The organism is Stenotrophomonas sp. STEN038, from assembly GCF_056759895.1.
In genome coordinates this window covers 60,338-68,139 of the sequence record NZ_JBRRDW010000027.1, presented here as the reverse complement: position 1 = coordinate 68,139, position 7,802 = coordinate 60,338, and the positions used below count along the sequence as shown (strand labels likewise).

Sequence of the window (7,802 nt, the reverse complement as noted above, 5' to 3'; positions counted from 1 at the left end):
GCCGAGCCATGCTCGGCTGGAGCCTTGCCAGGAAAGCCTCTGCCGAGCATGGCTCGGCACTACATTTCCGCCCCCTCCCTTTCGCGTAGCGAAGCGGAGGGCTGGGGGGGGGGCTTCGCCGACCGATGAGCCATGGCTTCGCGGCGTACGCCGCTCCCACAAAGGCGGGCCTGCCGGTAGTGCCGAGCCATGGTCGGCAAGGGCGGTGCCGGGAAAGCCACTGCCGAGCATGGCTCGGCCCGACGGATCGGGCGGTTTGACTCGGGGTCTGTTTCGAACTAATGTATTAGCACGCTAATACATTGATACATGATGAAGTCACGCCCTGACATTGAACGAGAGAAGCCCTCCGACGCCCCGCTGAAGGCTTTGGCGCGGGCTTTGGCCGCGCTGGACAGGCCACAAGACGTGCAGGCCTTCCTGCGTGACCTGTGCACGCCGGCCGAGCTGGAGGCCATGGCCGATCGCTGGCGAGTGGTCCCTTTGCTGCGCAAGGGTGTGCCTTATCGCGAGATCTATGACCTGACCGGGGTGAGCGTCACCACCATCGGCCGGGTCGCGCGTTCGCTCGAGCACGGTGCCGGTGGCTATGCCGCCGCCATCGATCGCCTCGCCACGCGCAAAACCGAATCCAACTGAGATAACCCCATGAGTGCTTCAACCTCTGCCCCGGCACGCGACCGGTTGCGTATCGCCATTCAGAAAAGCGGCCGCTTGGCCGATCCCGCGCGTAGCCTGTTGGCAGCCTGTGGTCTGAGCTGGCGGCAGAGCCGCGACAAGCTGTTCTGCTTCGGCGAATCGCTGCCGGTGGACCTGCTGCTGGTGCGTGATGACGATATTCCGGGTTTGATCGCCGACGGCGTCTGCGACCTCGGCGTGGTCGGCTTGAACGAGCTGGACGAACAGACCAAGGCCCGTCGCCAGATCGGCCTGGCGGACGCTTACCAACCGTTGCGTGGCCTCGGTTTCGGTTCCTGCCGATTGATGATCGCGGTGCCGGAAGACTGGGATTGGCAGGGCGTGCAGATGCTGCAGGGCAAGCGCATCGCTACCAGCTATCCGGCCATTCTTGCTGCATGGCTGAAAGACAAGGGTGTCGACGCGCAGGTCGTCGAGTTGTCCGGTTCGGTGGAGATCGCACCAAAGCTCGGCACGGCTGAACTGATCTGCGATCTGGTTTCCAGCGGAGCCACTTTGGCCGCCAACCAGCTCAAGCCGGTGGAAGTGCTGCTGGAAAGTGAAGCGGTGCTGGCCGGTCCAGTGCACGAACTGGACGACGCCCGCGCAGGTTTGATGGCAATGCTGCTGCGTCGCCTCGACGGCTTGAGCAAGGTGCAGGATCAGAAGCTGCTGATGTTCTCAGCCGCCGAGGATCGCGTTGAAGAACTGGCCCGCTTGCTCCCTGATGCCGAGCCGTTGCTGCGTTTGCCGGGGCAGGGTGATGCCGTGCGCCTGCAGACCATGTGCAGCGGCGCGCTGAGTTGGCAGCGTCTGGAAGAGCTCGAGCGCGCCGGCGCGCAGGGTTTGATGGTATTGGCGGTGGAGAAGTCGCTGGTATGAACATCCTCGATTGGAAGGCGCTCGACGCCAATGCACAGGCCCGCGCTCTGACCCGTCCAGTACAGACCGTAGCTGCACAGACCCGCGATTCCGTCGCCGGTTTGATCGAGCAGGTGCGCATGCGTGGCGACGCTGCGTTGCGCGATATCACCGAGCGTTTCGATGGTGTCGCGCCGGAACGCTTTGAAGTCAGCGAAACCGAATTCGCCGCCGCCGAGCTGGCAGTGTCGGCCGAACTGCGCATCGCCATGCAGCAAGCTGCAGATCGCATCGATACCTTTCACCGTGCGGGCATGGCACAGCCCTACAGCGTGGAAACCGCGCCGGGTGTGATCTGCGAAAAAGTGATCCGCCCGATCACGCGGGTCGGCCTTTACGTGCCGGCCGGCAGCGCACCGTTGCCTTCGACCGCGCTGATGCTGGGTGTACCGGCCAAGCTCGCCGGTTGCCGCGAAGTAGTGCTGTGCACGCCGCCGCGCAAGGATGGCACCGCTGATCCTGCAGTATTGGTTGCCGCGCGACTGACCGGCGTGCACCGCGTCTTCAAGATTGGCGGTGCGCAGGCAATTGCCGCAATGGCATATGGCACTGAATCTGTGCCGTCCTGCGACAAGTTGTTCGGTCCAGGCAACAGCTTCGTCACCGAAGCCAAGCAGCAGGTGGCCCAGGCAGGCGCTGCTGCCATCGATATGCCTGCCGGTCCGTCGGAAGTGCTGGTGATTGCCGATGCTGGTGCCAATCCCGCTTTCGTAGCTGCCGATCTGCTGTCGCAGGCCGAGCACGGTCCGGATTCGCAGGTGCTGCTGCTCAGCGACGATGCGGCGATGATTGCCGCTGTGCAGGATCAGGTGGAAGCGCAGGTTGCGCAGTTAAGCCGCGAGGCGATTGCCCGTCAGGCGCTGGCCGCTTCGCTGCTGGTCAAGGTCGACTCGATTGCGCAGGCGTTTGAAATCTCCAATCGCTACGCCCCGGAACACCTGATTCTGGCCCTGCGCGAGCCGCGGCAATGGCTGGACAAGGTGGAAGCGGCGGGCTCGGTATTCCTTGGCGATTACACCCCGGAAGCGCTGGGTGACTACTGCTCCGGCACCAATCATGTGTTGCCCACCGCCGGTGCCGCGCGCGCCTATAGCGGTGTCAGCGTCGCCAGCTACCAGAATCAGATCAGCGTGCAGGCCGCCAGCCGCGAAGGGATCACAGGCATAGGCCCATGCGCGCTGACCTTGGCGCGTGCCGAAGGCTTGGGTGCACACGCCAATGCGGTGGCGCTGCGGCTCGGAGTCGCACCGTGAGCGTGCTCGATCTGGTTCGTGAGGACCTGCGCGACTTCGGCGGTTATTCCTCCGCGCGCAGCGCCAAGCTGCAGGGCGAAGTCTGGCTCAATGCCAATGAGTCGGCCTGGGCAAATCCTGGCGACGCAGGTGCCAGTTGCCGCCGCTATCCTGACCCGCAACCGCAGGCACTGCGCGAGCGCCTGGCCGGCCTCTATGGCTGCCAGCCCGAGCAGTTGCTGATCGGCCGCGGTAGCGATGAAGCCATCGATCTGCTGGTGCGCGCTCTGTGCGTTCCCGGCCGCGATGCGGTGCTGTACACGCCGCCGGTGTTCGGGATGTATGCGGTCAGTGCGCGGCTGCAGAATGCACCCGCACTGGAAGTGCCGCTGCTGGATACCGAGGCGGGTCTGGTGCCCGACATCGACGCCATCATCGCCACTGCAAAGCAAGGCAATGCCAAGCTGGTGTTCCTGTGCTCGCCGTCAAATCCCGGTGGCCTGAGCATTCCGCTGCAGCAGGTGCAGGCCGTGGCCGAAGCGCTGCGCGGCCAGGCGCTGGTGGTGGTCGACGAAGCCTATGGTGAATTTGCCGATGAGCCATCCGCCACCACCTTGATGGATCGCTTTGACAATATTGCGGTGCTGCGTACCTTGTCCAAGGCGCACGCCTTGGCCGCAGCGCGAGTTGGCAGTGTTATTGCCGATGCCGCGCTGATCGCCGTGCTGCGGCGCTGCCAGGCCCCGTATCCGATTCCCACGCCATGCTCTGCCTTGGCGCATGCTGGCCTAGACGACGCAGCCCTGACGCAGACCCGCGCCCGCATCGCCACCGTGCGCAGCGAGCGCGACCGGCTGCGCATGGCCTTGGCGCTGCAATCTTGTGTACGCCATGTATACGGCTCGGATGCGAATTTCCTGCTGGTGCGCTTCAACGATGCCGAGGCGGCGTTCCAAGCCTTGCTGAACGCGGGGGTGGTAGTGCGTGATCAACGCGCTGCACCGCAGCTACAGGATGCGCTGCGCATCACCCTGGGAACCCCCGAACAGAACGACCGCGTCCTCGACGCACTTGCCACGCTGGAGCTCACCGCATGACCCCCATCCTGTTTGTCGATCGCGATGGCACCTTGATCGAGGAGCCGGCCGACTTCCAGATCGACGCTTACGAGAAGATCCGCTTCGTCAGGAACGTGATCCCGGCAATGCTGAAGCTGCGTGACGCCGGCTATCAGTTCGTCATCGTCTCCAACCAGGACGGCCTCGGTAGTGAAGGCTACCCGCAGGCCAGTTTCGATGGCCCGAACGACCTGATGCTGCAGATCTTTGCCAGCCAGGGCATTACCTTCCGCGACGTGCTGGTCGACCCCAGTTGGCCGCAGGACAACAGCCCCAACCGCAAGCCGGGTATCGGCATGATGGTGTCGTATCTGCAGGACCGCAGTATCGATTGGGCGCGCTCGGGCATGGTTGGTGATCGGCCGACCGACATCCAGTTTGCCGACAACATGAAGATCCGCGGCTTCCAACTGCGCACCGAGCAGTTCGGTGGTGAGTGGGATTGGGATGCCATCGCACACGAGCTGGCCGACGCACCACGCCGCGCCACCGTGCAGCGCGATACCAAGGAAACCCAGATCCGCGTATTCGTCGACCTGGACAAGGTTGCCAGCTCGAAGATCAACACTGGCTTGCCTTTCTTTGATCACATGCTGGACCAGATCGGTCGTCATGGTGGCTTTGCCCTGGAGGTGGAAGCCAAGGGTGACCTGCATATCGACGAACACCACACCATCGAGGATACCGGTCTCGCGCTGGGCCAGGCCTTGCGCGAGGCCCTGGGTGACAAGCGTGGCATCGGTCGCTATGGCTTCACCTTGCCGATGGACGAGACCCTGGCCAGCGCCGCGTTGGATTTCAGCGGTCGCCCGTATTTCGTATTCGATGGTGATTTCAAGCGCGAGCGTGTTGGCGATATGCCGACTGAGCTGGTGCCGCATTTCTTCCGCTCGCTGTGCGATGCCAGCGGCTTGAACCTCAACCTCAAGGTTGAAGGCGAGAATGATCACCACAAGGTTGAGGCCTGCTTCAAGGCCTTGGCCCGCGCTTTGCGCCAGGCCATTCGCAAGGAAGGCACCGAATTGCCGTCGACCAAGGGGGCCTTGTGAGCAAGGTCGGTCTGGTTGATGCCGGCGGCGCCAACCTGGGCTCGGTGCGCTATGCACTGGAGCGGCTGCAGGTTGATGTGCAGATGGTGCGCGAGCCAACGGATCTCGCCGGCCTTGAGCGGGTAATCCTGCCGGGTGTGGGTGCTGCGGCCGAGGGCATGCGGCGCTTGCATGCGCAGGGGCTGGTACAGCCGCTGCGCGAGCTGCAGTTGCCGCTGATGGGCATCTGTCTTGGCATGCAGTTGCTGTTTGAACGTTCGGAAGAGGGTGATGTTGAATGCCTGGGCCTGCTGCCCGGCATCGTCCGTCGCCTGCACCCTGGCGTTGGGGTGCGCGTGCCGCATATGGGCTGGAACAAGTTGCTGGCCTTGCGTGAATCGCCTTTGCTGGATGGTGTTCCGGTCGGATCAAGCGCTTACTTCGTGCACAGCTACGCCGCGCCGGTTACCTCGGATACGGTCGCTGCCTGTCATCACGGCGGCCTGTTTACCGCGGTGGTACAGCGCGAGCGCCTGTGTGGCGCGCAGTTCCATCCCGAGCGTTCGGCTGGCCCGGGCGCACGCATCCTGCAGAACTTTCTCGAGATTGCCGCATGAGTTTCACTGTCTACCCCGCGCTGGATATCCGTGATGGCCGCGTCGTGCGCCTGCTGCAAGGCGATTACGCCAAGCAGACCACTTATGGCGACGATGCCTTGCCGCGCGCGCAAGCATTTGCTGCGACCGGCGCGAGTTGGATGCACCTGGTCGATCTGGATGCAGCCAAGGCCGGTGGCTATACCCTGGCACCCTTGCTGCAACAGATCGCAGCCACCACCAAGCTGAAGGTACAGACCGGAGGCGGGGTGCGCGGTCGCGATGATGTGGCGCGCGTCCTCGAAGCAGGCGCCAGTCGCGTGGTGATCGGCTCGCTCGCCGTGCGTCAGCCCGAACAGGTGCTGGCCTGGCTGGCTGAGTTTGGTGCCGAGCAGCTGACCATCGCGCTTGATACCCGGCAAGGCGAGGACGGCGTATGGCGCTTGCCGGTGCACGGCTGGACCGAAACCGCGGACGTGACCCTGGACGAACTGGCCCAGCGCTACGCGCAGGCTGGTATGAAGCACCTGCTGTGCACCGATATTTCACGAGACGGCATGCTGTCCGGACCGAATATCGAGCTCTACGCGCACTTGGCGAAATTGTTGCCCGGCGTGGCTGTGCAGGCGTCGGGCGGCGTGCGCGATGCTGACGACATCCGTGCGGCCAAGGCGGCAGGCTGCGGTGGCGCGGTGTTGGGCAAGGCGCTGCTGGAGGGGCGCCTGCAACTGGATGAGGCCTTGTCATGTTGAGCCGGCGCATCATTCCCTGCCTGGACGTGCGCGAAGGCCGCGTGGTCAAGGGCGTGAAGTTCCGCGACCATATAGACATGGGCGACATCACCGAGCTCGCGTTGCGCTACCGCGATCAGGGCGCTGATGAGTTGGTGTTCTACGACATCTCCGCCAGCCCGGAAGGCCGCTCGGTGGATCGCGCCTGGATCGAACGGGTGGCTCGGTTGATCGATATTCCTTTCTGCGTGGCGGGCGGTATCCGCGATGTGGAAACAGCGCGTGCCGTGCTCAATTCCGGCGCCGACAAAATTTCCATCAATACCCCGGCGCTGGAGCGACCGCAGCTGATCGCGGAATTGGCTGAGGCCTTTGGTGAGCAATGCGTGGTGGTCGGCATCGACTCCATCCGCGAAGCCGACGGCCAGTGGCGAGTACGCTCCTATACTGGTGATCCAAGCAAGACCCGCGCCGAAGCCAGACTGACCCTGGATTGGGTGCGTGAAGTCCAATCCCTCGGCGCAGGTGAAATCGTGCTGAACTGCATGGACAGCGACGGCGTGCGCAAGGGGTACGATATTGCACAGTTGCGCCAGGCCCGGGCGCTGTGCACGGTTCCGTTGATCGCCTCTGGCGGCGCGGGCACGCCGCAGCATTTCGCCGATGTATTTGAACAGGCCGACGTTGACGGGGCTTTGGCTGCCAGCGTGTTCCACTCCGGCGCCATCGCCATTCCGGAACTGAAGCAGTTCCTGCGCGAACAACAAATCGAGGTTAGGGATGTCTACTGAATTCAACCCGGTTGATCCGGCTGCATTGGACTGGAACAAGGTCAACGGCATGATCCCGGTCATCATCCAGGACGAGGCGACGCTGCGCGTGCTGATGCTCGGCTATATGGATCGGGATGCCTTGGAGACCACACGCAGCAGCGGCAAGGTCACCTTCTTCAGCCGCAGCAAGAAGCGTTTGTGGACCAAGGGCGAGACGTCCGGCAATCACCTTGAGTTGGTCGACATCCGCAGCGATTGCGACAACGACACCTTACTGGTCACCGTGCGCCCGCATGGCCCAACCTGCCACACCGGCGAGACCAGCTGTTTCAGCGCCGCACCGGGTAATTTCCTTGGCGCCTTGAATGCGCTGATCAAGCAGCGCGAGCACGACCGTCCGCTTAACAGCTACACGACCAAGCTGTTCGAGAAGGGCGCGCGCCACATCGCGCAGAAAGTGGGCGAGGAGGGTGTCGAGACTGCACTGGCCGGTGTCGTGCAGCGCGATGACGAACTGCTGGGCGAATCCGCCGACCTGCTGTTCCACCTGATCGTCTTGCTGCGCGCACGCGGCCTGTCGCTGGACGAAGCCATCGCCGTGCTGGAAGGCCGCCACGCCAAGGCCGCAGAAAAGGCGGCCAGCTGAGCAACTGTAGTGCCGAGCCATGCTCGGCAAGGGCTTTACAGGGAAAGCCAAGCACCACCGGTAAGGCCCAGCCGAGCAT

General features: G+C 63.6%; 9 protein-coding genes. All 9 read left to right on the top strand.

Annotated elements, in window-relative coordinates; genetic code table 11:
• Positions 1 to 312 precede the first annotated feature (312 nt).
• From ACVOLS_RS12635 to hisIE, 9 genes are read left to right on the top strand one after another with little or no spacing between them, the layout of a single operon-like run.
• Positions 313 to 639 carry a YerC/YecD family TrpR-related protein gene (locus tag ACVOLS_RS12635; protein ID WP_481545869.1) on the top strand — a complete coding sequence of 109 codons (327 nt, stop codon included), beginning with the start codon at positions 313 to 315 and terminating at the stop codon, positions 637 to 639.
• A gap of 9 nt (positions 640 to 648) precedes the next feature.
• The gene (hisG, locus tag ACVOLS_RS12630; RefSeq protein WP_481545868.1) at positions 649 to 1,560 is read left to right on the top strand and encodes an ATP phosphoribosyltransferase; all 912 of its coding nucleotides are present in this window, start codon (positions 649 to 651) and stop codon (positions 1,558 to 1,560) included.
• Positions 1,557 to 2,852 carry a histidinol dehydrogenase gene (hisD, locus tag ACVOLS_RS12625; RefSeq protein ID WP_481545867.1) on the top strand — a complete coding sequence of 432 codons (1,296 nt, stop codon included), beginning with the start codon at positions 1,557 to 1,559 and terminating at the stop codon, positions 2,850 to 2,852. The genes hisG and hisD overlap by 4 nt, the downstream gene beginning before the upstream one ends.
• Positions 2,849 to 3,928, top strand: coding sequence for a histidinol-phosphate transaminase (gene hisC, locus ACVOLS_RS12620; RefSeq protein WP_481545866.1), 1,080 nt, complete (start codon positions 2,849 to 2,851; stop codon positions 3,926 to 3,928). The genes hisD and hisC overlap by 4 nt, the downstream gene beginning before the upstream one ends.
• Positions 3,925 to 4,998: a bifunctional histidinol-phosphatase/imidazoleglycerol-phosphate dehydratase HisB gene (hisB, locus tag ACVOLS_RS12615; protein ID WP_481545865.1), complete on the top strand. Its 1,074-nt coding sequence runs from the start codon at positions 3,925 to 3,927 to the stop codon at positions 4,996 to 4,998. The genes hisC and hisB overlap by 4 nt, the downstream gene beginning before the upstream one ends.
• Positions 4,995 to 5,594: an imidazole glycerol phosphate synthase subunit HisH gene (hisH, locus tag ACVOLS_RS12610; RefSeq protein ID WP_481545864.1), complete on the top strand. Its 600-nt coding sequence runs from the start codon at positions 4,995 to 4,997 to the stop codon at positions 5,592 to 5,594. The genes hisB and hisH overlap by 4 nt, the downstream gene beginning before the upstream one ends.
• Positions 5,591 to 6,325 (top strand): 1-(5-phosphoribosyl)-5-[(5-phosphoribosylamino)methylideneamino]imidazole-4-carboxamide isomerase, encoded by a 735-nt coding sequence (gene hisA, locus ACVOLS_RS12605; RefSeq protein ID WP_481545863.1) that lies wholly within the window; start codon positions 5,591 to 5,593, stop codon positions 6,323 to 6,325. Before hisH ends, hisA begins: the two co-directional genes overlap by 4 nt.
• Positions 6,319 to 7,095, top strand: a complete 777-nt coding sequence (hisF, locus tag ACVOLS_RS12600; protein ID WP_282272328.1) for an imidazole glycerol phosphate synthase subunit HisF — start codon at positions 6,319 to 6,321, stop codon at positions 7,093 to 7,095. Before hisA ends, hisF begins: the two co-directional genes overlap by 7 nt.
• On the top strand, positions 7,085 to 7,723 hold the full coding sequence (gene hisIE, locus ACVOLS_RS12595) for a bifunctional phosphoribosyl-AMP cyclohydrolase/phosphoribosyl-ATP diphosphatase HisIE (RefSeq protein ID WP_481545862.1): 639 nt from the start codon (positions 7,085 to 7,087) through the stop codon (positions 7,721 to 7,723). Before hisF ends, hisIE begins: the two co-directional genes overlap by 11 nt.
• Positions 7,724 to 7,802 lie beyond the last annotated feature (79 nt).